This is a genomic window from Streptococcus sp. D7B5, from assembly GCF_029691405.1.
GTDB lineage: Bacteria > Bacillota > Bacilli > Lactobacillales > Streptococcaceae > Streptococcus.
On sequence record NZ_CP121467.1, the window covers coordinates 1156171 to 1181881 of the forward strand.

At 38.6% G+C, this 25711-nt stretch carries 21 protein-coding genes; 5 read left to right on the top strand and 16 right to left on the bottom strand.

Annotated features, from left to right (window positions below; genetic code table 11):
* Nucleotides 1-108: 108 nt before the first annotated feature.
* The 16 genes from P8P68_RS05580 to P8P68_RS05655 all read right to left on the bottom strand — a co-directional run bounded on the left by P8P68_RS05580 (nt 109) and on the right by P8P68_RS05655 (nt 21306).
* Nucleotides 109-2655 carry a hypothetical protein gene (locus P8P68_RS05580; protein ID WP_278275743.1) on the bottom strand — a complete coding sequence of 849 codons (2547 nt, stop codon included), beginning with the start codon at nt 2653-2655 and terminating at the stop codon, nt 109-111.
* A gap of 4 nt (nt 2656-2659) precedes the next feature.
* Complete coding sequence (locus tag P8P68_RS05585) at nt 2660-3334, bottom strand: hypothetical protein (RefSeq protein ID WP_278275744.1); 675 nt, start codon at nt 3332-3334, stop codon at nt 2660-2662.
* Nucleotides 3335-3397: 63 nt separating this feature from the next.
* Nucleotides 3398-7807: a type VII secretion protein EssC gene (gene essC / locus P8P68_RS05590; RefSeq protein WP_278275745.1), complete on the bottom strand. Its 4410-nt coding sequence runs from the start codon at nt 7805-7807 to the stop codon at nt 3398-3400.
* A 21-nt stretch (nt 7808-7828) separates the two neighbouring features.
* On the bottom strand, nt 7829-9100 hold the full coding sequence (gene essB / locus P8P68_RS05595) for a type VII secretion protein EssB (RefSeq protein ID WP_000796947.1): 1272 nt from the start codon (nt 9098-9100) through the stop codon (nt 7829-7831).
* A complete protein-coding gene (locus P8P68_RS05600) occupies nt 9101-9340 on the bottom strand; it encodes an EsaB/YukD family protein (RefSeq protein WP_000434883.1) in 240 nt (79 codons plus the stop codon). It lies immediately after the preceding gene.
* 65 nt (nt 9341-9405) lie between these two features.
* On the bottom strand, nt 9406-9870 hold the full coding sequence (gene essA / locus P8P68_RS05605; RefSeq protein ID WP_000720508.1) for a type VII secretion protein EssA: 465 nt from the start codon (nt 9868-9870) through the stop codon (nt 9406-9408).
* 11 nt (nt 9871-9881) lie between these two features.
* On the bottom strand, nt 9882-12911 hold the full coding sequence (gene esaA, locus P8P68_RS05610) for a type VII secretion protein EsaA (RefSeq protein ID WP_044141678.1): 3030 nt from the start codon (nt 12909-12911) through the stop codon (nt 9882-9884).
* A 71-nt stretch (nt 12912-12982) separates the two neighbouring features.
* Nucleotides 12983-13267: a WXG100 family type VII secretion target gene (locus P8P68_RS05615; protein ID WP_001173991.1), complete on the bottom strand. Its 285-nt coding sequence runs from the start codon at nt 13265-13267 to the stop codon at nt 12983-12985.
* A 220-nt stretch (nt 13268-13487) separates the two neighbouring features.
* Nucleotides 13488-13796, bottom strand: coding sequence for a hypothetical protein (locus P8P68_RS05620; RefSeq protein ID WP_278275746.1), 309 nt, complete (start codon nt 13794-13796; stop codon nt 13488-13490).
* A gap of 13 nt (nt 13797-13809) precedes the next feature.
* Entirely contained in the window at nt 13810-14124 is a 315-nt protein-coding gene (locus tag P8P68_RS05625) for a hypothetical protein (RefSeq protein ID WP_042903175.1), read from the bottom strand.
* Nucleotides 14105-15775 (bottom strand): cutinase family protein, encoded by a 1671-nt coding sequence (locus P8P68_RS05630; RefSeq protein ID WP_042903196.1) that lies wholly within the window; start codon nt 15773-15775, stop codon nt 14105-14107. The genes P8P68_RS05625 and P8P68_RS05630 overlap by 20 nt, the downstream gene beginning before the upstream one ends.
* Complete coding sequence (locus tag P8P68_RS05635; protein ID WP_042903174.1) at nt 15768-16190, bottom strand: hypothetical protein; 423 nt, start codon at nt 16188-16190, stop codon at nt 15768-15770. Before P8P68_RS05635 ends, P8P68_RS05630 begins: the two co-directional genes overlap by 8 nt.
* A gap of 140 nt (nt 16191-16330) precedes the next feature.
* On the bottom strand, nt 16331-16732 hold the full coding sequence (locus P8P68_RS05640; protein ID WP_278275747.1) for a hypothetical protein: 402 nt from the start codon (nt 16730-16732) through the stop codon (nt 16331-16333).
* 136 nt (nt 16733-16868) lie between these two features.
* The gene (locus P8P68_RS05645) at nt 16869-17291 is read right to left on the bottom strand and encodes a hypothetical protein (RefSeq protein WP_000747461.1); all 423 of its coding nucleotides are present in this window, start codon (nt 17289-17291) and stop codon (nt 16869-16871) included.
* A 139-nt stretch (nt 17292-17430) separates the two neighbouring features.
* Nucleotides 17431-17841 carry a hypothetical protein gene (locus P8P68_RS05650; protein ID WP_000716679.1) on the bottom strand — a complete coding sequence of 137 codons (411 nt, stop codon included), beginning with the start codon at nt 17839-17841 and terminating at the stop codon, nt 17431-17433.
* 732 nt (nt 17842-18573) lie between these two features.
* A complete protein-coding gene (locus tag P8P68_RS05655) occupies nt 18574-21306 on the bottom strand; it encodes an SEC10/PgrA surface exclusion domain-containing protein (RefSeq protein WP_000422855.1) in 2733 nt (910 codons plus the stop codon).
* A 144-nt stretch (nt 21307-21450) separates the two neighbouring features.
* Between P8P68_RS05655 and P8P68_RS05660 the strand changes: the two genes are divergently transcribed.
* The 5 genes from P8P68_RS05660 to P8P68_RS05680 all read left to right on the top strand — a co-directional run bounded on the left by P8P68_RS05660 (nt 21451) and on the right by P8P68_RS05680 (nt 25698).
* Nucleotides 21451-21735 (top strand): helix-turn-helix transcriptional regulator, encoded by a 285-nt coding sequence (locus P8P68_RS05660; protein ID WP_278275748.1) that lies wholly within the window; start codon nt 21451-21453, stop codon nt 21733-21735.
* A gap of 555 nt (nt 21736-22290) precedes the next feature.
* Entirely contained in the window at nt 22291-22683 is a 393-nt protein-coding gene (locus P8P68_RS05665) for a hypothetical protein (RefSeq protein ID WP_278275749.1), read from the top strand.
* A gap of 73 nt (nt 22684-22756) precedes the next feature.
* Nucleotides 22757-23356, top strand: coding sequence for a hypothetical protein (locus P8P68_RS05670; protein ID WP_000928766.1), 600 nt, complete (start codon nt 22757-22759; stop codon nt 23354-23356).
* Nucleotides 23357-23525: 169 nt separating this feature from the next.
* Nucleotides 23526-24110: a hypothetical protein gene (locus P8P68_RS05675; protein ID WP_000962052.1), complete on the top strand. Its 585-nt coding sequence runs from the start codon at nt 23526-23528 to the stop codon at nt 24108-24110.
* Between the two features lie 196 nt (nt 24111-24306).
* A complete protein-coding gene (locus tag P8P68_RS05680) occupies nt 24307-25698 on the top strand; it encodes a Rep family protein (RefSeq protein ID WP_000201649.1) in 1392 nt (463 codons plus the stop codon).
* Nucleotides 25699-25711 lie beyond the last annotated feature (13 nt).

Here is a 25711-nt window from a genome sequence, read left to right on the forward strand (position 1 = left end):
CAGGTGGTCAATAAAATCCTGCAGAAGTGGGGTTCACTTCCCATTTATTTTGTTGAATATTTTGAAAAATATAACATTCCTGTTTGATGATATAATCAAAATTAACTTTTAATCATCACCAAAACAGTCATCAATCACATGACTAACATTACCCATAAGATTTGTCATGTCTCCAAGTTTATATCCCAACGCCTGTACCGCAGAACCCGATGCCAGACTATCTAAATCACTCTTGAAATTTGTAAACCGAATCTGCAAAGACTTCACAACTGCACCAACTGCCTTTTGAGCACGAACAACACCTTTCAATTCAGTTGCTCCATAAAATGCATCCTCCATCCCATTCCTGAACGCAGGCTTGAAACCGCCCAACATTGACACAACTAGATTTATTGTTGTAGCTGCTGTGGTCAAATCTATATCCAAAACATCAATCTCTGAAGCAGCTGTTCGAATTGTACCAGATACTGAAATCTGAGTCTCCACAATTCCATAAAACTTTTTATCGTCCTTATCATCAAATTTATTCTTGTAATAAATTTCAGTAGGGAAATCATTAATAAGTTCTTGTAGATTATCCTTTGAAGTGTTGATAACTTTATTTGTCTGCTCAATATATCCTTTTGCACTATCTAGGTAATTACTAAATGCCGTTGACATTTTATTAGCTAAATCCTCAGCCCTCACATCTATCTGATCATCAAAAGCACTAATGACATCACGATCATCAAATATTCCACTTTCTTCTAAGTAGGTATTATAATCCTGGGAAACACTTGTATTGACATTTGGAACCGAGCTAAAATCTAGACTGTCAATATTTCTAGCCAGTCCCCTATCGGTTTCCTCTAAAGCCGTTTTAATAATTTCTGCTACAGAAATAGTATAGGAAATGCAAGAAATGATTGTCTGAATGTTTTGTTCCAGCACTTTTAAAATTTCATTAACAGCTTGTGGAATCCCATCTCCAAAATGCGAACGCTTCTCTAAACCTTTCGTACTTTTCTCAATCATTTCCTCGAATGAATTGACTAGTTCTGCACCTCTTACACCCAAGTAAGTAGATGTATTTGACTTAGCCCATAGATTTCCTTCAGATTTTCCTTTTGAAGTCATTTTATGTACTTCAATGTCGAGAAGAATTGAATCACTATTAGACTTCATACTATTTAATTTTGATGTAATCGCTCCATGATCAAAACTATTCCCTTCACTATCAAAATAGTCATTTAATCCACTAAAACCTAACCAATCGAAGTTTCTAGAGAAGTCGTAGGGATTATAGGCTTTGAGAGTGTCAAAAGTTCCTTTCATATCATCATAATCACTGAATGATTTATCTATCTTTTTTATAGCTTCAATCAAACTAATCGATTGCAAATGTTGGAAGACAGCTTCTTTGAGATTGTTTGTACGACTCGACAAATTATTCATAACATTCTCATTTGTCTGGCTTGTACGCTTAACTACTTCTAACAACTCTTCCGCATGTCCTAAACTGGCTTTCAGATTTGTAATCAAAATGTTCATAGATGTTGTATCTAAGCGAATTTCTTTTGAGTCACCATACTTTTTCAACAAATCTCGAGTTGTTGTATTCTCTGGAGTCACTGCAAAATCTAATGAACCATCACCATCTATATCAACTGCAAATAACTGTTCCAGAACTACTTGCTTCGTATATTGCATAGCTTCAGCACTTTCTCTGTATTTGGTCATGCTGTGTTCAATTGGTAAATCGATTGCAACAACATTTTCAGGATACTTGGTTTCCCTTGTAATTCCTAAAATATTCAACAATGTTGAAGTATTATTATCCAATAGTGTTTCGTATGTGCTATTATCCAGCGCCTGTCCTCCAAAAGAAATCTCCTTTCCATCTTGAGCCCAGACAAGATTCGTTAAAAAATCTCGAGTTGTAGAAAATGTCACAGAGGATCCTTTATAATTTTTTTTCAACTCTTCAATTCGCTTTGCCTCTTCTTTAGCAGCTTTAACTTCCTCAGGAGAGGTAGCCTTTAAACGAGAGAGATACTTCCAATATGGTCCTATAATCGCATTACCGTCAGCCTCAGAGTGTATTAATTTATCTAACAAGTTAAACGCTTTTAGTATAGTAGAGTCGCCATCCATGACCATCTCTTGGGCAGTCTTCCCATTTACTGACTGAGGTGCTCCTTGATAGCCAATATTATAAGGAACTTGTCTTTCTAATGCCACTCTCCCGCTCTGAAACACTCCGTAAGAGTGACCAGTAGTTGTGCTAATATAACGGCCACTCGCTTCTACTCTATCATAGAAATCAAGTGCTGGTTTATTCTTTTCTTTCAGGTACAAAGTATCATTTAATCCAATCGCTGCATCTACAATTATATCCTTATGACCATCAGCCTCCATGTTGGTTCCAGCGTATGAGATATAGGTCTCCTTTGTCACATCATCATAGACAGCAATCGCTGCAACACCCGAATCTTTATCATACATTTTGTCTACGATTTTTACAGAATCTCCATAAGATTCTTCTATGAGCTTTTCAGTAGTTTTAAGTGGATTTTGAGGATTCCGAAAAGTATAATCTTTTTCATATTCATAAACATAATCTGAAATTTTAGCGGACACTTCCACTCGCCTATTACTTTTCTCGATTGAATTCATAAATTTACTTTCCTTTCACTAAATAAAATGCAGCACTGATTTGAACCAATTTTTCTTTAGATTCTAAACTTAGTAGGATATCGTATCTGTCATAGTAAGCATATCCAAGACTAACTGAAAGTTTTGTGTCAGAAGGAAGATTATACTTTTCCACTATTTTTTTATATAACTCAGATTGATTTTCTGACTGGTAAATAATATCACTCAATTCAGTTTCTGCGCTCTTAAATGTTTTTTCCACATCTAAGGAGGCGAAATAATTTCTTGAAACCATTAAATTTAAAATTTCCTCATCAAATAAAGGATTTATCTCAGACTCATAATTTAGTTTACCATTAGAATAAGTAACTGGAACAGTTTCTTTATCCTCGCCAAGTGTTATTGTGTAATCACCTTTAATGTCAGCTTGATTAATATCTAAGTCCACTTCGTACTTTTTGACTTCAGCTTGATTTTTTATATAAACATCACTAGTGTATGACTTTAGTCCAGTAAAATCTTTTTTTTCTTGTTCTAAAAACTTAAACATGGGCTCAAACGTTTTTTCGAATTCGTACTGCTCCTTTGTCCTGTTTTTGGGAATGGTTTCACCACCCAAACTACATCCATTTAATAACGATGCTGTCATAAGTATAACTCCTCCTATCATTAACCATAAAATTATTTTTATTTTTTTCATCTTTCTTTACTCCGCGATTATAATGTTCAATATTGATTTGTGATTGCGCCTTTTATCAAGCGTTTAGCGCATCAATGCCTTGATCTTAATGTATGTACTCTCACAAACAAAATAATGAACTTGATTTTCTAACATAGTCTCTCTTAGAGGTTTCTTTGCGACGGGTACAACGTTTTGGTCATTGAGCCTCATGCTAATCAAAGCTTGTTTAAAACCTTTTGCTAGGCGCAACGGAGCCTCAATATTACGAGAAATACTTTGGTTCGTAATAACAATTGAAGCAAAGCCTGCTAGTAAACCTTGTTTAAAGATAAACTCTAGTCTCTTTTGTGCCACAGGTGTCAAATTCCCAATTATTTCCGTGATATTATAAAGAACGATGGTAACTACATGTTCCTTTAATCCCTCTTGATTTCGCTTATGAAGTTCCGATTCAAGAAACTCTAGCCTTTTTTCGATGTTTTGTATCTCATTCTCATAAACGACTTCTTGTCCAAATCTCTCAAGATTGAGTTTAGAAAATTTCGGTGCCAAGACGATGACTTTCTGTTTCCCTTTGGCAATGTGTTTCACCAAGGCTGTCATCTGCTCTTCTTTATCTGTTAGGTAGAGAAGATTGCCTTTAGCCAGGTTCCAAGTAACGGGCTCAACTGTCTCCAAGTCAAGTCCTAATGGCACGAGGCCGTGTTCATAGGCAGTCTGCACGCTTGCTCGGCTATAGAAGTCTTTCTCTGTCAACTCCTCTGGTACCATCGGGATGGCACTTGGGCGTTGTCCTGTCCAGGCTTCTTGGAGGGAAGCCACTTCCTGACGTAGGTTGTTGAGGACTTGGGTATCATTAGCTCCATAAACTGGGAGTGCCAGCTGGATCACATCCACTTCTTCCCGCTTCATAAGGGCACGGCCCTTGATGTCTTCCATAGTCATAGCGAGTGGCGTAGAGCCCACGATGGCCCGCACTTCACCCGCCTCATTTTGTGGCAGGCTCAACTGGTGCTTGAAGTTTGAGTAAAGTTGTGCACGAAGGTTGGTCTGACGTCCGGCTGTCACCAAGAGGTGAACCCCGATGCTGAGACCTTCACGGGAGATGCGCACCAAGAGCTTGAAGAGTTCCGCCTCATAGGCTTCTTCCTTGAAGGCTTCATAGCTATCTAAGAGGATGACAATAGCCGGCTCTTCCTGACCACTGGCTTGACGGTAGAGGTCTAGAGTCCCAACACCATAGTCCGCAAGGAGTTTCTTACGACGGTTGAGTTCTCTCTCCATGATTCGTACAAACTTAGAGATCTTCTCTGTTTGGTCCAGAAGCATGGTATCCGCCACCTGTGGAAGCTTGGACAATGGAGCCAAACCATTGGTACCAAAGTCCATCAAGTACATGGTAAGGGCCTTTGGACTGAATTTGCGAGCCAAGTCCATACCAGCAGTCTGAAGGAAGGTAGTCTTTCCTGTACCCGGACTTCCGTAAAGGAGGATATGACCATCCTTGGAGAGATTGATAGAGACAGCTTCCTGCTTCTGGGCCTGCGGGATATCCGCCATCCCCAAGAGGACAGAGAGTGGTTTCTCTTGTGTCCAGGCTACTGTCGGTTGCACTTCTTCCAGTTCCTCTAGCGTGATTCGCTCTTTGAGCGGTGGCAACCATGGCTGTGGTACTGGAGGAATCTCTTGTTCTTCACACAAGAGCTGGATATGGTGCACTATCGCATCTAACTCTGTCGGAACTTCCTTGATCTCATCCACATCTTCTAAGCCAGAGAGGTCTTCATTCAAGATCTCATATTGTCCCAATTCATTGATCAGGTAGATAGTATGGTCCTCGATCCCCATGTCGTCCTTGTCCGGCTGGTAATCTGCCCCTGACCAGGCTGACTGGAAGAGCTCATAGACTTCGTTATTCCCGACCTGTAGATAGGCACGTCCTGTCTGGGTGATCTCGGCCGCGTCCGGTGTATGAAGCATTTCATTGGAGTCCGAACGGTCTGCCACCTTAAGGGCGATCTTGAAGCGTGAGTTAGACCAGATCTGGTCATCCACCACACCAGATGGTTTCTGAGTAGCTAGGATCAAGTGGACCCCGAGGGAACGTCCGACACGCGCGATGGATACCAGCTCCTTGATAAAGTCTGGCTGGTTGACCTTGAGCTCTGCGAACTCATCTGAGATGAGAAAGAGGTGAGGGAGCGGTTCTGTCGCTTCTCCGTTTTTAAATTTCTTCTGGTATTGATTGATATGGTTGACTTCGAACTCTCCAAAGAGTCGTTCACGACGATGGATCTCCGCATTGATCGAAGCCAGAGCCCGCATAGATTGGGCACCATCCAAGTTGGTAATCGTCCCCAAGAGATGGGGAAGATTTTTAAAGAGATTGGCCATCCCACCACCCTTATAGTCAATCAGCAAGAAAGCCACATCATGAGGGTGGAAGTTGACAGCGAGGGATAGGATATAGGATTGGATGGTTTCGGACTTCCCTGAACCAGTCGTTCCTGCGATCAAACCATGAGGTCCATGGGCTTTTTCATGCAGATTGAGCTGAACCAGGTCATCCTGACCGCGCAGACCAATTGGCACAGCCAAACTCTTGTAAGGTGCGTTCTTTTTCCAACGGCTCGATACCTGCAAATCCTCAAAGGTCTCCGCCCCATACATTTCCATAAAGGTCACAGAATCTGGGATCGAACTCTTCAGGTTTTGGAGGTGATTGAGCGGAGCCAAGGTACGGGCGATCCGCTCCTTGTCATAATCAGCTGGGAAATGGTCCAAACGGAAGTCCGTCTCTTTCAAAACTCCTTCTTCCATGACCAGTTGGCCGGTATTACGGTCCTTGATATTGATCACTGTCTGGATGTTCTCAGACAAGGAACTCATGACATCCTCTACAAAGATGAGAGAACAGCCTAATTCCGTTGGATCTTCGGTAAAGAACTCCATGATGATATGATCCAAAATCAGCTTCTCATCGGTCACCAAAACCACGTAATGAGGATGGAAGAGGGTGCTCTCCTTGTGGGATGCTTCTTCCTTTTGACTACGGCGTAGTTTCAAGATTTGGTTCAAACTATTCAGAACTTGGTCCCGTGTTCGTTGATTGTAGACAAAACCGCGAACATTGAGTTCTTGTAGTTTAGCATGAGGTAGCCAACGCATCCAAGACCATTGCTCTTTTTCCTCTTCAGGTAAGATTGTAATAAACTGCACATCATGATAAGAATGGAAAGTCGCTAGCTGCATCACCAAAAGCTGCAGTTGCTCTAGGACGAGATTTCTAGGTCCAATATACCCCACCGGTCCATGGCTGAGGTTTGCCGGGATTGGCATATCTGGGATTTTTTTGTGACGACTATAGAGAGCGTAACCCTCTTCTTCTAGAGCATCCTTCTTACCGCTACGCTCCTGTTGACCGTATTTCAAGTCATAGCTAGTCGGCATTTTCCCGAGTCCCAAACGATAGTATAAAAAGTCAAAATGCAAGGGAGTCTTTTCGTAAATTCGGTGATTGTAACTCTCAACCAAATCCGTCAATTCTAAAATCGTTGGAAAATGATAATGCATCCCTTCTTTTTGTTCTCGTTCCAGACGAGTCAATTCCTTGACCTTATCTTTCAGGTAAAGACGATAGAGATCGACCCGTTCCTTCTTATCAGCCTTGTACTTTTTACGATTTTTGATAAAACCACGGATAGAAAAAATCATTGTGGTTATGGACATCCCTACTGTCGCAAGAATATAGATCCCTCGAGGTTGAATCAGGGTGATCAAGACGGTTACTCCGACCATCATCAAAGGAGGAACGATCAGCTTTAACAGTTCATCACTCGGCTTAACCGGCTCCTGGCCTGGGGGATTGATCAAGATTTTATCCTCGCTACCACGATAGATGATCCGTGGAGAACGATGATAATCTGGATAATCTTCATAAAAACCATATCGAGATGGTTCTCTCAGAGTCAGTTGTGGCCCAACTTGGGCAGGACCCTGGACCCATACTTCATCAGGATAGAACTTGATCGTCACCGCCCCTAGACTCAACTCATCTCCAAAACCAATCAATTGCTGGTCCATTTGTTCCAGATGATTGTTTCGATAAAATGCGCCTTTTAGTCGAGTTAGCTTCCATTGATTTTGGGATTTTTGAAGTAAGAGTTCAACATCTTCATCTAGGGTGATCAACGCACCTCTTTGAGAGCCAATCTGAAACTCTGATAAATCCAAAAGGTCATAAACCCTTGGCTCCCCTTCTCGGAGATAAAAGACGACCTCACCCAAACGCAGACCATCTTTCAAAAGTCCCGCTTCATCGTCGTACTGATAAAAGACCTCGTCACCATCGACCTTGATCTGAATCGGTCTTTCCTGTTGAGAAAGGTAGACTTGGGCCTTTTCAGTCGCCCCGACCAAGACCGTCTTATCTGCACCCAGTTCTACTTCATAACGCAGACCTTGGCTGTAGAAAATGATTTGTTTTTTCATAATTTCTCTCCTTGGTCTACTTTAATTGCTAGAGGAACTACTTGGAACAGGTTTCTTCTCAGATGACGGTTTGCTTTCAGAAGCCTTGTCTTGAGGGTTAGGAGTTGTAGAAGCATTGGAGCTCGATTCACTCGTTAGTAGCTCACTTCGACTATCCCAGTATTTCTTATACTCGCTTTCCAAAGTATTCAACTTACTTTCACGGTCTTTTCCTGACAAGTTACCATCTTCTCGAACCTGCTTAATTTCCTGAGTCAAAGCGTAGAGAATCAAGTCACTGTCGTTAATCCGTTTCGCAATATCAAGAGCCTCTTCAAAACGATTGCGCCCAACCTGGATCCAGTAAGTCAAATAAAGCTCATCTGACTTGAGTGTTACGTTGTTCAAGATGACTTTCTTTTGTTCAGAAGAAAATTCCAACCCCTGAATATAAGAGTAAGCCAACTCATACTTTTGCGTATTCGGCAAGCTAGCTGGATCAATTCTCTCTAATTCTGTAATAACACCACTATAATCAACTTTAATAAAGGCAGTATCTGCCTGCAACATCTTTTCTTTGAAAGGATTTTGCACAAAAATCAGATAGATCAGTGGAACGATCAACAAGACAACGCTGGCTGTTAACCAAATCGTTGCCAATTTAAAGACACGATGGCGTCTACTTGGAACCAAGACCAAATCTGCCCGTTCTTTCGCAGCCTTCTCCGTGTAGTACTTCTCCAAAACAGCTACTGCAGCCTCTATATCATCTGCCTGACATAGGTCATTTAAGAAGTCTGGCAAGGTCTCTAATTCCAAGGAACCATTATAAAGATCCATGAAATCCAAATCGCTAAATAGTGTTACTGTAAAACATTTGGCCTGGCGTAAAAAATCTTCTGAGGATATGGATTGAGGAACCATCAGACCAGGAATTCCACGATAAGCAATCTTAGCCTGAGCATCCTTGGTAATAAAGAGATTTACTGGGTGCAAAAGGAAAGTCACAGGTAACTCCAAGGCGCCCTCTAGACGAAAAACGTTTAGGGCCAAACGGATTCTTTCCGAAATGGTGCGTTCCTTTATTTCCTCATAAGTCAGTCCATGAGCTTCGACTTGATAGGAGAAGGTGACGCTATCCTCATCAGACACCATCGATTGCTCCAAAAAGAATGGATGATGCAAATCCAATAGTAAGAGTTCCCGTAAATCTTGACTCGCAACATCTGAACGTTTGAGTTTTAATTCCCAGTTTGTTTCATTTTTTTCATAGACAAACGACTGTCCACCAAATTCAAATTTTTCTTCAGCCACCTATATCTCCTCAATTTCTACTAAATCTCCTGTCGTCATAGGATAATCAGACAGATGTTTCCCTTCATCAATCAACAAACCTTTATTGACAATTCTTAATTGATATTTTTTTCGCTTGATACCTGGATTAAAAATCGTATCCACTTCTCGCACCAGCCGGCGCACTTCAATTCGCCGTGGGATGCGAATATCCACATCTCTTTCTCTCAAACGTAGGGTAATATTGATATGTTGCTCCACCTTTTACACGCCTCCTATGCCTGGTTTATCCTTTTCTAAGTTATTTAGACAGACTAGTTAAAAACTTAGTCCATCCCTTCTACCATCACACGATAACTCATTACTGCCGTTGCTCCAAAAAGCAAGAAAATCAACACCACATAGAATATCTCTGGAAGAAAGTCATTCAGACCACCTTTTTCTACATGGCCTATATTTGTTTGAAATTTAATTGTTTTTTGAGCATTGGGCTGAAACAACTGTTCTTCAGAAGATTTTTTCACTGGTCTCTGTATAGCAGAAAACAGTTGGCCCCTTTCTGTGATCAACTGTTCCTCTTGATGCTGTTGCATGTCCTGCAACCTCTTTTGAGTTGCTTCATTAAAAAGCTCCTTGGTTTGTTCAGACTGTAGACCAAATTTCAATCCCTCTTTCTTTTCAAGTCGGGAATCATCAATCTGCAGACTATTATCCTTCAAATCATCTGCAGCAGCCCCAGAGACTGCTGCACATGTTACTAAGGTAAGAAGGAAAAGAATGATTTTCTTCATATTTCTATTTTCTATTCTTTCTCAGCTTGGTTTGCTTGAAACCACAAACTACTTTCTCTGATAAAAATATTTATAACAAGTAAAACAGCTATGACAACAATCGTTGCAACAAAAGCGATAATTGCTGCTGGATGTCCATCAAAGTATCCTGAAAGCAAACCTTCTAATATTGATAACGCATTGAGATTTTTGATAAATGCTGGGAAACCAGTTAGACTTGCTGTTGTCCCAATAGCATTTGATAGGTAGACAAAGCTAATCATCATAAAGAAGGAGAGTCCCATACCAATCACTCGGAAATGTTTAAGCAATAGATATTGTCCTTGAATCAGTACAAATGCGGCTAAAACAATTAATAGAACCCAAGATGGTTGATATTCACGACCAACCTGTAGCTGAACACTTGATACAACACCAACTACCAATCCGACAACGATACTTAAAGCAGATAGGATGGTTACCGTCATCAAGTCTGTATCATGTAACTTATCAAGTTTGAACTTATCTTTGACTTTGCGAATAACGTTTTGAGTTGCAAACAGATAGGCTGTAAAGAGACTAACAATCTCCAATAGTAAAATCCATGTAAATGGACGGTAAACATTGACAGTCGCTTTCACTGAAGTAGCATTTTGGGTAACAGGGTTGGATAAGAAGTTCAACAACACTTCATTTGGTACCCCATTTTGATAGGCATTATTCAGAACCTTCACAAAGGATTCTACAAAGTTTCCATTGTTAGTTAATTCTTCGTTAAACTGCGTCATCAAGGAGTCAGCATCTTGTGACAACTTTTCAGTACTTGTTTGAGCGTTTGACAATTCACGATTGAAATTACCTAAAGTCTCATTCACAGACTCTGCAGCTTTGACATTACTTTGAGAAGATTCCTTCACACCCGTAGTTTCTGACAAGAGAGCTGCATAATCCGAATTTAGGGTAGCCAATTGATTATTAGTCTCTTCAAAAGCATCATTGCCTTTCCCTTGCTTCTCAACCAAATCCTTTAGATTTTCTTCCAACTTCTTGTACAACTCTAACTGTTCATTGATTTTTGTATTCAATTCTTGGTTGGTAGTCAAAACATCCTTCACATTTTTTTCTAGAACAGGCTTGAGAGTAGTCAGTTTTGACAAGGCTTTATCTACTTTCTCTTTAGTACCCTCTGTATCTGTATCGCTAGCAGGTGCAGTCAGACTGTCTTCATACTTCTTCAGGTTTGAACTAATAGCTTCAAGCCAAATATTTGATAAAGCATCTGTTACATCACTATTTCGTAACTCTTTGACAGTATTGTATGCTTGTCTGAGTGCTTCCACCTTTTGGTAGTCAGAAGCTATTTTCTGAACCTTTTGTCCATAAGTCACTGCTGCTTGCTGAACGGCTAAGACATCTATCGGAGCACTGACTGCTTGAACATCATTCAAGGAAATATCAACAGTCTTTGGCTCCGCTTTTGGAGTTGGGCTTGAAGCCCCCGTTGAACTTGTAGTTGGAGTCGGAGCTGCCTCTGCAACACTATAGGCTACTTTGAAAGTCCCACCCGTCTTCAAATCAATTTCTTGACCAAACTCAACTGGTGTGCCATCATAAGTGACCGAATGAACCGTCACTCCTGTTCCAGCCTTCCATGATACCTTAGCCTTTGTTCCTGTTCGTCCAACAGCACTCGTACTCGTGATTGCCAGATGTTCCAGATTCTTCAAGTCCGTCAAAGAAATCTCGTCGCTTGGCTCTTTAATCGTTTTTAAATCTGTATAGTTTACAGAAGGAATTGTGATTGGTGTCATACCAAAACCACTAAATTCTTTTCCACTAAAGTCTTCTTTGGGTAATTCTGAGATTGCAGAAGCCAGCTGCTCTTTTAGAGATTCCTCAACCTTCTCTAAATCCTTGTTTGCAGCTTTATCCAAAAATCGATCAAGAGTGATTTTGCTCTTCTCACTTGTTCCATAGTAAGTGGCTAATTTCTCATCAATAAAGTTATGAATATCATTTTTATGATTTTCAAACTTGGTTCTTTCATCTGTTAGATTTTTCTGTAAGCTACCAATCTCTGTGCTGATGCTTTCTGCTACTTTTTTATAGTAAGCCTCAACTTCTGGTGACGTTCCATCAGTGGATGCTGGTGTTCCATCTATATTCGCAGTCAGACTACCTTGAGCTTTAATTAATTCCTTATAGGTTTCAATTTGTCCCTTAACGTCTTCCCGACTCTGAGAAATGAGCCCAGTGATAACATCCGCATGATTTTTCTTCTCATCTACTCTATTCTTAAGTAGAGTTCCAAACTTCTCGCCATAGGCAATCTGCGAAACATCAAAACGACCAAAAATCTGTGAGTAGCCCTCCAAACCTGTCTTTAAAGCAGTGTTGGCGTCAACAGAGGAACTAGACATACTATAGAGAGTTGGGAAAAGATTTTTAGAGTTGATAGCTGTATTATATAAATTCGTACGATAGTTTCCGATATTGGTTGCTTGTATCTGTGAGCTAGCTTGAACATTCTTTTGTGCTGTATAAAGGTTGTTCAAAATACTAGCCATATACATGTCAACTAACTGACCATTCAAATCAGAAACAATATCTTTCGCTAGTTTATTTGCATCATTTTCTACTTGCAAATTTCCTTGCGCATTCACCTTATAATTGATGGTTGTCTTATCAACATTGATGCTGTTAATATCGAGTATTTTTTCAGAAAAGTCACTAGGAATTGTTAAAACGAGTTGGTATTTCCCACTTTCTAACCCAGAATCAGCTGCTCCACGAGGGACAACAGACCAATTTTGTGAATTATCACGCTCGATATTTTTTACATAACTAGCACCTAGATTGTATTCTTTTGTATCTACGTAGACAGGCTTATCTTCATTTACGATAGCTACATTTAATTTTGTCTGCTGATTAGCCTTTGCATTATTTTCATTGCTAATCGTTGTATTTTTTTGAACAGATAGATTCAAAAAAATAATCAATGCAAGCAATCCTAATGCTAACAAACTACTTCCTATATATTTAAAAATTCTATTCTTCCTCATATTACTTTAAATCTTCTCCGTCATAAAAAATAGGAAGGCTCTCGCCCTCCTAAAGCCACTTATATAACAAATTAAATTTGTGATGCAAGATCTTGGTCGTTTTGCTCAACAATTTCAGCAACTTTATTCAACTGTGCATTGATTTCATCAAGCAAAGTTGCAAATTCTTCAATTTTTGGAGACAATTCTGTGAATTGGCGATCAAAGCTCTCAAAAGCAGCACCTTTCCAGTTGTCTCGGATAGTATTTTGCTCTTGAGTCAATGTACGAAGTACTTGTCTTACTTCCTCAGAACCTTGAGTGTACTTTTGAGCAGAGGTGCGCAATTCTTCTGTTGTTAATTGAATTAAAGCCATGTGAAACTCCTTTATATTAATTTACTCCCTCATTATATCAACAATTTGCCTCAATTGCAAGTTTAAAATTCATTTTTTATTCTATTTATAAAAAAATAAGAGCTATTTCCATCTAAAAACTAGTAAGAAGGATTAAATTATCTACTTTTCTTGTATAATTACTTCTTTTTTTATCTATAATAACAAACTCATATCATCCTTCTTTGATAAGGTATATTTGTTAAACGTTCTTTTCTTCTAACTTTCTATAAAAGTTTTTATTCTCTTGATGGCGAGCTTCCAGCACATTCTCTATACGACTCTTGTAAAGTTGATGATAGTTATCCAAATTGTTCTCTATCTCCAAGATATATGGTTGAATTTCAGCAAAACTACTGTCTCTGCATGCATAGGAAAGCGCCTCTAGGAGATTATCCGTCTCCCTACTAAACTTGTGGAAATCATCATCCAAATCCATCTCCAAACGCTCTAAGTTTCGTAATTTACGATTATGCTCATCCTCTAGTTTCTGAAGTTGCTTTTTATCCATCACAAGTTTTCTCCTAGTTCTTGATCGGACTTTGTAAAGCAGGGGTTTGCATGGTCTGGGTCAAGTAAGTTTCGGCAGCATCAGCGGCCTTGCCCTCAAATCCACCCTTAATATTGTTTACATAAGTCTTAGAAGCGTACTCTTGCATATCTGAAGCTGCTTCTTGCAACTTTTTAGCTAACTCCACTCCTTTAGCAAGGATTGACAGTTCTTTTGCAGTTACTAAGGCCCTGACTGCTTGGCGTTCTTGTTCCTTCATTCTTTCTTTGAAGCCTCTGTCGAGTTGCTCTCTTGTAATTAAAGTATCCTCATCCGTTAAGACTAACATTTTTTTCCCTCCATGTTTGTTTTACATCCGCCAATAGATTGTTAAAATCTTCAGCACTATTTGTATCTATGGTTTCAAAGGAACCACTAGCTTTAACCAAGCTCTCCCCTAGTTGCTCGATTTGTGTCAGGAAGGATGTTGCTGCTGTCTTCGTGTCACTTGCAACGCCTTCATCCCAAAAGCTTGTTGTGTCAAAACCAGAAAGTAGATTTGTAACTTCTGAACTTGACAAATATCCAACCATGTCAAAGGCTGTCTGTCTTGTTTCTTTTATCATGTTTTGAATATCTTCCTTAGCATCTGAAAGTAAGGTTTTCACAGATTTAACTTTGTCTTCCATGTCAAAATTTGCCAACTGGGCTGCTGTCTGAAGCAACTGAGCTCGAACCAAAATCCTCTTTTCTCCTGTAAGATTGCCATTTCTCAGTTGTTCCTGATAACGAGGAATAGCTTCTCTATCCCATTTTATCGATTCTTTACGAGCTTCTTCGACGATCTTGCTATATTCAGTTGTAAAATTCTCGTAAACTGAATAACCAATAGCTGCCTTTATTTTAAACTCACCTCTCATAATGGAATTTAAAACATTTGAGGCTACATTTTCATCGACTCCTAAAGCCCGGAGGGAATCCAAGGTTGTCGCTATCAGTCGAGCCAGCTTTTCACCTGCCCTGAGCAATTCTGGGTGAAAATCCTCTGAAGCAGTCAATAAATTTCCCTTCCCATCCGATTGGAAAACACCAAAGTCATGGGAACTTTCCGGATCAGTAATCTGGGTATAATGCAAGGGGACGAGGACATTGACTTTACCGACGGGTTTCTTAAGAGGTTCATCGGAGTCCCCCGGTAATTTGGTGATGGTATGCTCACGATTGAGCATCCCCACGACATCAAATGGATTGACATAGTACTCGATTTTTTCGCTGATCTTTTTGATTTTCTCATCACTGAGTCCCATTTTCTTTAAACTCTTTGTCGTGTCCGGGCCGTCAAAGAGGACCACTTTGCCGATTTTCTCCAGTTCTTCATCACTGAGGCCAGCTACCCCTTGCGCAGAGACAATGGTTCCTAAGGAGTGACCTGTGATGTCCATCGTAGCTTGCGGAGCTTTTTCAGTCATCTCTGCAATCTTCGTTTTCATTCCTACTGTCGCTAACTTGGCTTGCGGCGTATGGATATGATTGAGAGCGAACTTAGCATCGTTGTCAACCCAGTCGTTCCAATTTTCTTTACTGATGGCATCACTTCCGCGGATAGCCATATAGGTTTTCTTGGTATCATTAGTCAAGGTTGGCGTATCCGTTAAGTAGTAGGCACTGAAACCAGCTTCATCATCAGTTAACAATCCTTTTTGATAACGTTTGTGATGAACATCCTGCCTCATCCCATTCGCATCAGGAACTGGTATCGATGTGACTTTATAAGTATCTCGCAACTCAGGATCTGGTTGCAAGTAGACTCTACCATTATGAGGAAGGTTCTTACCTCCGGGTGTGATTTCACCGTCAAAAACTATATCTTCAGAAAAGTTAAAATCTTGAAAAGTTTTTGAATTATTTAAAGGCGGAAAATTATTAGGGCGATTAGCATATGCCGACTGCGCCAAATCTGCATAAAAATTATCAAAATTTTTTAAATTGCTATTACTCATATATAAACCATCCACCATCTCGTAAAATTCTTATGGGTTGCATTTCAGAAATCCTCTCAAGGTTAGGCAAGGAGTACCTGTTATTATCCAAAGGAAATCCAAGAGTAAAACTGCTTTCCTTTATATTGTTTATACGCCCTTTAAATGTTAGCATATAACCGCCTCCTTGAGGAGTTCCATTTCCTATCTGACCAACTTCCATACTATCCCAATCAAACTGGACACTTTCGACTTTAGGATTTCTAGACTTTATGAAGTTCGCCATCTCCTCTTCATGCTCCTTCAGATATGCCAACTGCTTGGCTCGCGGACTAAGAAATACTCCTCCAAATAGATTTGTTTCCTGTGCCATCCATGCGCCTCCTCCAAATACTACAAGGGCTAAAACTAGCCAAAGCAAGGTACGTTTTTTCATCTCTCTCCTCCTATATAGCGGAATCTAAGTATATTATATCATGAATGTAAAAAAAAATACTTTTAGCAAGCATTGTAAGTCAATAGGGAATGAGTGCTGTTAAATTTAAGTAAAAATTATCAAAATTTTTTAAGTTGCTATTAGTCAAGAAGTTTACCTCCTAATCTTATACCATTGCTGATACCCATGCTTTCCAAATCAACTTTTCCTTCTTTAATTTCTATTAGGACATTCCAGTCTGATTCTTTTAGATTGTTAAATTCACCAAATACACTCACAACTTCCCCTCCACCTTGTGGGGTTCCATTTCCAACTTTTTCCCACATAGTTTCATGCCAATTTATTTGAACAGATTCTATCTTTGGATTTTGAGATTTTACAAAATCCTTAATCTCCTCTTCATGCTCCTTTAAATAAGCCAACTGCTTGGCTCGCGGACTAAGAAATACTCCTCCAAATAGATTTGTTTTCTGTGCCATCCATGCTCCTCCTCCAAATACTACAAGTGCTAAAACTAGCCAAAGTAAAGTACGTTTTTTCATCTCTTTCCTCCTATATAGTGGAATCTAAGCATATTATATCATGAATGTAAAAAATACTTTTAGCAAGTATTCGGAGTCAGTGGGGAATGAGGGAGGGATTAAGCTATCATAAAAGTTGTTATAATGTTTTAGATTATTATCCGTCATACTTGTCCCAACCTCCATTTTTTAACACTCTAGGCTGATTATACATACCAATCCTATCTATTGAAGGCACATCATTTTTATTTTTTAATCGAAAATCTATTGTAAAGTCAGAATCCTTTATATGATTAAAAGAACCCTTCACTGATAGATTATAACCTCCCCCCTGTGGAGTTCCATTCCCTATCTGTTCAACAGTTAAACTATTCCAATCCATCTGAACAGATTCTATCTTTGGATTTTGAGATTTCACAAAATCCTTAATCTCCTCTTCATGCTCCTTTAAATAAGCCAACTGCTTGGCTCGCGGGCTTAGAGTTATCCCTCCAAATAAATTTGTTTTCTGTGCCATCCATGCTCCGCCTCCAAAAATTACAAGTGCTAAAATTAGCCAAAGTAAAGTACGTTTTTTCATCTCTTTCCTCCTATATAGCGGAATCTAAGTATATTATATCATGAATGTAAAAAAAAATACTTTTAGCAAGTATTCTAAGTCAGTGGGGAATGAGTGATATTAAATTTGAGTAGAAACTATCAAAGGTTTTAGGTTACTGTTAGTCAAAAATCTCCCATATATTATCTTTCAAAACTCTTATCGGTTGCATTTCAGAAATTTTCTTACTATTAGGAATACTATTTCTATTATATTCTAGAGGAAATCCTATTGTAAATTCCGTCTTTTCATTATTATTTACTTTACCATCTAATATTAAAATATATCCTCCGCCTTGAGGGGTGCCGTTTCCTATAACTTCGACTTCCATACTATCCCAATCAAATTGGACACTTTCGACTTTAGGATTTCTAGACTTTATAAAGTTCGCCATATCCTCTTCATGCTCCTTCAGATATGCCAACTGCTTAGCTCGCGGGCTCAGAAATAAATTTGTTTCTTTCGCCATCCATGCTCCGCCTCCAAATACTACAAGAGCTAAAACTAGCCAAAGCAAGGTATGTTTTTTCATATTGATGCTCCTTCAGATATATCATCTCCCTCTTACAATCCAAAACTCCGTAATTAAAAACAAATTACGGATCTATTGTTGCTTTAGAAATAGAAGATTGTCATTAAAACTAGTATAGCATAAAAGCCTCAAACAGCCTATTTCACCAATCCCTCATCTTGAAGATTTGTTAATAATTTGACCAGAAGAATTTGAGTTGAATGCAAAGAAACAATAGTGTGAATTATGCTAAAAATCATCAAAAAAAACACCCCATGGTTTGAACCATGAAGTGCTTTGAAACGTTGATAGTATCGTATTGATTAACGTTTTGAGGCAACTGACTTTGTCAGATTGCAGCCACATTTGTAAGCGACTAAAGTCGCAACAACTGTGTCAATTGCACCAATTTAGTATGAAAATCTAAAAAAGAACACCTCGAAAGGTGCTCTCTGTAAGTATAGTAATTCTCTCGAATTAACGTTTACTAAATTGTGATGCTTTACGAGCTTTCTTAAGACCTGGCTGGGGCATCACTTATTTCATATAATTTTAAAATGCTTTAAAATCAACGTTTTATCGAGTTTTTAAAAGATGAAATTTCAGCTAATTTCAATCAACTTCATCAAAATAAGGTAAATTTTCATTCAAAATAAGATAAAATCGAACCAGAATATCAAAAGTTTCCCTTATATAAAATTTATACATATTAGAACAACACCATAGAAAAGAGAGCCTCCGCTCTCTTTCTTTTTATCTATTATATTTTCGTTTTCCTGCTAAAGCGAGGAGTCCAACACTTGCTCCAAGCAATGCTAAAAGCCCTGAATCCTTTGTTCCTGTATTTGGAAGTTGTTTCTTAGGTTCTGCTTTTGCATTTGTAGCTTGAGCATTTGTAGCTTGTGCAGGAGCTTGATATGTTTTATCGTCTTTAGTTCCTACTGTCGCAACTACTGCTTTATCCTTAGCCTTCGCATCCACAACATCAACAACTTTACCAGTTGCGTCAGTAACTTCCTTAGGTTGACCACCTGCTTTACGGATTGCATCTTCTTTGTCTTTCAAAGCTTGCAAGCGTTGTTGTTCTGCAAGGTATGCGTCGTGTTCAGCTTTGAGTTGCTTAAAGTTTTCATAACCACGAGCCTTAACTTCAGCAATACCCTCAAGACGAGCCAACTCTTCCTTAGCAGTTTTCAACTCAGCACGAAGTACCCCAAGCTTGGATTTAGTATCAGTAAGCTCTTTGTCCAAAGCCTTAAGAACTTCATCACGCTTAGTAAGGGCAAGTTCAAGCACTGTATAGGTATCAGTAGCCTCTTTAGACGCTTCACGTTTGCGAGCAAGGTCCTCACCAGCTGACTTACGAGCCAAGACTGCTACATCATGAGCCTTAGTAAGAACTTCCAATTCACCTTTGGCAGTTTCAAGAGCCTTGTCTGCTGAGGCTTTTTCAGCTTTGGCAGTTGCAAGAGCCTTTTTAGCCTCTGCAAGAGACTTAGCCTTGTCAATAGCGTTTGTTTTAGCTAGTTCAAGAACTTCTTCAGCAGTTTTTAGGGCTTTTTTGTCTTCAGCCAACTGAGTTTTGGCGTCTTCAAGAGCCTTTTCAAGAGCTGGAACGTCAATCTTGTTCAATTGGATATCGGACAAGTGTTTGCGAGCAAAATAAAGTTCATCGTCAGCTTTACCATACCTAGTCTTAGCAAGATATACCCCATTTTCAGCGTCTTTGAGTTCTGCATAGGCATTGACGTATGCTTTTTGAGCTTTTTCAAGAGCCTTTTCATCTACTTTGGTTGTAGTTGAGGTAGTTTCTTGAGGAACTGATAAGGTGATTGAAGTTTCATACCCTTTGGTTGTGTAGCTTCCTGTACGACCAATACCTACACCAATAGCTGTTTTTCCAGCATTAGTTAAGCCAAGGAGAGCCATTGCACTACTGTAACGTGAATTACCAATAGAGTTTTCAGTAGTTCCCATAAGTGCATCGACGATACCCTGATACATAACCTGCTTGATATGAGCCATAGTTGTGATGTCTTTACCTAAACCAAGGAAATCTGGTACCATAGTGGAACGAATTGCAAGAGATGGAGTACCTACTTCAGTTTCTTTTTTAGCAAGCTCCAATTTTTCTGCTACGCTCTTAGTGTTGTGCTCAGTAAAAGCACCACCCTTACTAGTTGGGAAAGCATTGGCATAGTTATTGAAAGATTCAGCTAACTTAAGTGCACTTTCAGTTACTTTAAGAGGCTCAGTACCAACTTTAGCACGCAAGTCATTGATAATTGAAGCTGCATAGTAAGCCAACTGGATTCGTTGCTCATTAGTTAGATGTTGGTAGTCAACAATCTCAGTTGCGTCTTTATCTTCTGAACCATAAGGAATTTGATTGATTCCGTCTGTAGAATAGCTACCTGTAGAGTTAAAATCACGAAGTGAACTAGCACCTAACCCAGTTTCTTCGTCTGAATACGGAGTTTTAAGAGCTGCCTTACGAACTGCATCTACAGTACCTGTACCATTTGCAAGAGCCTTAATTGCATCGATATAGTCTTGCGAAAGAGCTGGCGCATAACCTACTTTATAAGGAGTTACCCCATCTTTTTGAATTAGTCGGTACTCTTCATCACTAACCGTTTTTGTTCTAGTAGTACCTTGTTTTACAACTTCAAGTTCAGCCTTAGCTTTCTTAACTGCTTCTTCTTTTTGAGATTGGTTAGCCTTAGCAACATTGAGGTTTGTAGTAGCTTGTTTAAACTCTTTTTCTGCAGAAGATATCTTGTCTTGGGTGTCTTTTATAGCCTGTTCTTTGTCTGCAACAGCCTTTTTACCTTCGTCAAGTTTTTTCTGAGCCTCATCTACCTTTCTCTCATCAACCCTAACTTTTACAGTAAGACCATAAGCTTCTCTGTCTAGTGTACGAATATCAGTAGTAGATGAAAGAGAATCTACTTTATTCTGAGCCTCAGCTACCTTGTTAGAAGCATCTGTAGCAGTCTTTTCAGCATTAGATACTACCTTAGTTTGGTCTTCAACCTTTTCAGCAGTTGCAGATACAGACTTATCAGCATCAGCTACAGCCTTTTCAGCAGTCGCAAGCTCACTGGCTTTCTTGTCAGCATCTGCCTTAGCCTCAGCTACCTTTTCAGGTGTAACAGTCTTAGCTTCTTCTACCTTTTTAGTAGTGTCAGCGATAGTCTTTTCAGCATCTGCAATGTTTGCTTCAGTAGATGCAACTACTTCTTTTTGCTTAGCTACATCCTGATTAGCCTTATCCAATTCAGCTTTAGCCTTGTCAACATCCGCTTGACTAGGAACTTTAGGTTTAACCTCGTCCTGAGCAACTACCCTAGTTGCTGGCTCATTAACCGCTACTTCAGTCTCACTAGCCGATACAGTAGTAGATACCCCTAGAGCCGAGATTGCAAGCGTTGAAATAACTGCGCCTGTGCGCAATTTCTTGCCGTAATCTTTTTGTAATTCCATCGTATAAATCTCCTTTTGATAGTTTTATAGTCCTATTTTATTACATATTATAGTGTTTTAAAACTATTTTATATAGCATTTCTCTTTTATAGTAGTTTTTTAAGACTATAAAATTGAGTATGATAGGATTTAAGGGATACTGATATGACAAAAACAAATCTACAATCTTATCTAGGTAAGAGAATCCGATTACTGAGACTTCAAAAAAATTTGACTCAACAGCAACTAGAGGAGCTGGCGGACCTACCATTAAAATACACGTACAAACTAGAAAATCTTGAGCCTAATATAAAAATAAAAACATTACAAAAAATTATGGATGCACTTGATACAGATATAGAGACTTTTTTCGATATATCCGTAACAGAAAGCAATCCTTTAATAAATCAGCTAATATATAAAATTAAGGAACTAACACCTATTAAATAAGAACGAGTTCTCAAGCTAATGATACAGCTTATTGACGAAATAGAAACATAAACCAAGTCACAAAAAAAATGACTTGGTTTTATTTTATTCTCCTGTAAATAAAAACCGAATGTTCTTCGTATGGTTAAAAATTTCTAAGACCCTCGCGTAAATTCTTTCCCCCCTACCGAAAATGAATAATCAAAACAACCTAAAAAATAGGTATCCCAGCGAAGAGGTCTAACTACCTGAGCAAAATAAGAAGAGTCTGACGAAAATTTAGAACAACATCATACTATAATATATATCCACTGGCGTAAATTTTTGACTACCTATACTATAATATTTATACAATGGCGTATTTTTGAGATAATTCAATTTTTAATATTAAAATGACGTAGCTGAAGGAATCCCCTTGCGATATAGTAAGTGAAATTAAAAGATCGGGGTGATGAAAAATGTACTATTTGAGTTAAATTGATAACATTTGATAACTTGTTATCATCAAAGATTAAAATTACTTGTCAGCATTCTAAAAAGTCTGACCACGCACTTTTTGTCAGAAAGGATAACACGATGGCAAAAACAAATAAATCAACATTAGGAAACTACGATAGCGCAAGAGCATTCTTAGATGCTTTATCAACTTCTGTTGATATCCCAGCAGAAATCAAAGTAGTTGATACCAATAACGGAATCATCAATGAAGGTCAAGAAAATCAACGGCTATGGGCTTCACTAATATGCGTAGATGTCGAACTCTATGAACAGTTCTCTAGCATAAATAAAGAGGCTTACTGTCCAACATTCAAAGTCAAGCTGAAGAACTATCAAAACGAGAATCTAGATAGTTTGATAAACGCTGACATCGTACTTAACAAGTATGACTTGTCATTTGTTCTTGACAAGTTGAAACAGCCAGTCGGCATCGCTCTTGTAGCTGAGCTTGCTGATATTTCATTAAAATAAGTGATAAAAATAGTGAGTTATCATCTGCATTGTTTAGATGATAACTACTCACTATAAAAAGGAGATAAAACATATGCTAATGAAAATACTATCCTATCTTTTTATTGTACTGTTCCTATGGCAAAGTGTGAATGTTCTGTGCATCTCTCTAAAAAGACAGTTTCTCATTTTGTCAGATGAGGTTGTTAAGAAAAATGAAAATCTATGGGAACAATGTCTTTTGTTAACAGGCAAGCAAGTTAAGATTATAACCACATTGATCCGAGATGTCATTCTTTGGTTGTTGAAGAAGAAAGCTGATGAACAATTACAAGCTCGAAAAGCTACTATCTTACAAAACGTAGTCAATCATCTCAATCAAAACTTATCTCAAGATTTACAGTTAAAAACTATAAATCCTGCTACTACTAGCGGTGTAGATGTTTGGGTCTATCTCGCTAATAATCTTGACACAAACTCTCAAAAAGAGCTTGAAGAGTATTTCATGGGTGTGTTGGCTAAATACACAAATGAATTTGCTCTTGACTATATGCACATAGAAATGAATGTTGGTGCTGGTTGGGTTGCTAAATTTGATGTCAAAACAATTGAAGAGGCAACATACAATCGTATGGCAAGAGCTTCAGAGGTTGTTCAAGAAGAGAAATTTGATGAGGACTTAGATTTATGGTAGATACTAGACCATTATTAAAAGTAGGTGGTGGAAAACTAGGTTGGGAGGTTCCTAGTTCTATCATTAATTTCTTGATACTTGGTAATGTAGGTTCGGGAAAATCAGTGATCGCCAAGTTGGTTGTCATTGACGTATTTATTACTGCTCACAGAAAAAAAGAGCATTACCAATGCTTGTCGTTTCTGAAATCAAACAGGAAGACTGGCTAGAATTTGAAGATAGTCCTAACGTATTTCTAGGCTGGCAAGCTCATAAGGCAATTGAGCTTACCTATAATGAAATGATGTACCGGCAAGAAAATAAAACCAGAAAAAGAACACCACTTATCCTACTTATTGAAGAAGTTACAGTACTCATGAGTTCGCTCGAAGGAAAACAGAAAAGTAAAATTCAAAAGATGCTTAAGTCTATCATCCTCAGTGGCCGAAGTCGCTCTATTTTCTGTTGTTTGGTTTCCCAAGATTTACTAGCACAAGACGGTATTGATACAAATCTCAGAAATCAATTTGGAGCTGTTCTAGGTTTAGGAAATATGGCATCTAGATCAGCAATCTCAAGTAGTATTTTTGACATAAAACCTGGACAAAAGCTAGAAGCTCTTCCAAACCGTTATGGTTGGTATCAAGAAATGAACGGCAGTCAACCTATAAAAGTTCAAGTTCGGAATGTTCGTGATTTTACTAAAATGAACAAAGTACTTAAGAAGATGCTCGAGCAGTATCAGCCACCAAATGAAAGTGCCTCAGAGGGTTAGGATTGGCAAGCCGAAGTGCTTGTTCATTTTACCAATCCTAACCCTCTGAGGTGCAAACCTGCGGTAGGCAAGAAACATCTAAGATTTTAACTCTAACTATTCTTTACGCGTGTTAGACTGGGCTTGTCAACGGTCTAACACTAGAATAGTTAAAAGAATAATTAAAGAATAGTTAAAAAAGAAAGGTTAATTATACATGGCAACAAAGAAAAAAGAAGCACTTTTGACTTCTGTAGCAATTACACAATACTTTGATCCTAAATATTGGAAAAATGGTTGGGATGAAGAACTCATTAAATCTGCAAATGTTGAAAAAATTCTTGAGGAAATTGTCAGAAGAGTTGGTGAAATAGCAACTGTTTCCGAGGCATACGCAATAAAACACGACAAGGATACCTCCATCGGTTTTGACAGTGTAACTAGAACAACAACTACCAAGCTAAAAAAGCCACATATTCACGCTTTACTCAAGTTTGAGAAAGGTGCAACACTAACTGATTTTGCTGTACAAATCGGACTAAAACCTGAATATCTAGAAAAAGCGAAGTCTGGAAGGTATGGCTACGATAACTTGTTAGCTTACTTAATTCATGCCAAAGATAAAGATAAGTATCAATACAGCCCTGATGAAGTAATTTCTCTAACAGGCAAAGACTACTTAAAAGTTTATCACGAAAGACATCTAAGCTGGCTTAAAGGAAAAGCCAAAAAAGAGGTAAAACAAACCTACAAAGATATTGACTTACTTATCGATAACATTCTTAACGGAAACATCACCAAAAAGGAAATGCTTCTGAATAAAGACTATCACATGCTTTATGCAGTTCATAAAAGTAAAGTAAACGAGGTTTTTCGAACAATTGGGGAAATTAAAGGAACTATGACACAGCATGAACTGGAAAACAAGAAGTTCAAGAAGACAATTTTCTTTATTTTTGGACTTTCAGGCCTAGGAAAGACAAAATTTGCAAGAACACTGACTAAAAGTCTTATTCAGTTAGCAAAACTGAATGATCAAAACTGGCAATCAGTCTTGACCGCAGGCACTAACATGTTTGATGAAGTAAACGGAGAAGAAATCCTACTACTTGATGATGTTCGAGGAGATAGCTTAACCGCTTCGGACTGGCTGAAACTATTAGACCCCTATAATATTAGTCCTATCTCAGCACGTTATCAAAATAGATTAGGTGCTTCTAAAGTCATTATAATCACAAGTTCTAAACATCCTTTGACTTTCTTCTACCATGCTAAAGGAAACACTAACGAAGATTTATCACAATACATTAGAAGAATCGCTCATCTAGTAACCTTAAGGGGAAATAATGATAACATTACTTTCCATGAATCACAACCTAAACGAACTATAAACAGAGTTGTGAAAATTCCAGGCACTGACCAAACGACATCACTATCATACGATTTCACACCTGATAACGAAGCGGCAAGTAAAGAAGAATTGCTATCCATGTTAGTATCTACAGTTGGACTATATAATAAATGGGAGCACTGGGATTATAACAAAATAAAAACCCCATCCGAAACTTTAGCGAGCGAGGACGAGGTTGCAGATAATCAAGAAAAGTAAGTAGGGTATCTCT